The organism is Vibrio sp. 1727 (assembly GCF_033344415.1).
Lineage (GTDB): Bacteria > Pseudomonadota > Gammaproteobacteria > Enterobacterales > Vibrionaceae > Vibrio > Vibrio alginolyticus.
On the sequence record NZ_JAWPOT010000137.1, the window covers coordinates 1 to 877 of the forward strand.

Here is an 877-nt window from a genome sequence, read left to right on the forward strand (position 1 = left end):
TCAATTAAAAACCTAACTTGCCAATACGATGCTCAAACCGTTTTAGAGTCTTTGTCGCTTGAAGTTGAACAGGGGCAAATCGTTTGTCTTTTAGGGGCGAGTGGTTGTGGCAAAACGACATTGTTGAAAGCGATTGCTGGTTTGCTGCCTCTTACTTCTGGTCAAATGAGCTTAAATTGTCAGACGATTGATGATGGTGAAAATTGGTTGCCGCCAGAAGAGCGCAATATCGGAATGATCTTCCAAGATTATGCACTATTTCCTCATCTGACAGTTGCGCAAAATATAGCCTTTGGTTTGAAGCATCAAGCTGCAAAGGAAAAGCGCGCGAAAGTCGATGAAATGCTAGAACTCGTGCACCTTCAAGGTTACGCCGATCGTTATCCACATCAGCTTTCTGGTGGGCAACAGCAGCGCGTTGCGATTGCCCGTTCTCTGGCTTACAGCCCTGATTTACTGCTTTTGGATGAACCGTTTTCGAATATTGATACTCAGGTTCGTCACGAGTTAATCAGCGAGATCCGTAAGATTTTTAAGGCACAAGGCGTTACAGCGATTTTCGTGACTCACAGTCGTGAAGAAGCATTTGCGTTTGCCGACAAAATGGCGGTGATGAACCACGGTGTTATTGAGCAATACGGCACGGCTTCAGAACTCTACTACCAACCTTCGAGCAAGTTTGTTGCAGACTTCTTAGGTGGTGGTAGCTACCTAGCCGCAACGCGCATTTCAGATACGGAATACGAAACCCATATTGGTGTAGTTGAGGCGAGTGCACAGCAAGAGATTCAAATGCAATCTGCTTGTTCATTACTACTGCGACCACAACATGTCCAAATTCAGTCGGATGAAGACAGTGCGGTCACTGTGCTTGAGC

At 45.8% G+C, this 877-nt stretch carries 1 protein-coding gene; it reads left to right on the plus strand.

Features of this window, described 5'->3' with window-relative positions; translation table 11 throughout:
* Window positions 1-877, plus strand: an 877-nt coding sequence (locus tag R8O10_RS24340) for an ABC transporter ATP-binding protein (protein ID WP_318191835.1), incomplete at both ends; no start/stop codon positions are given.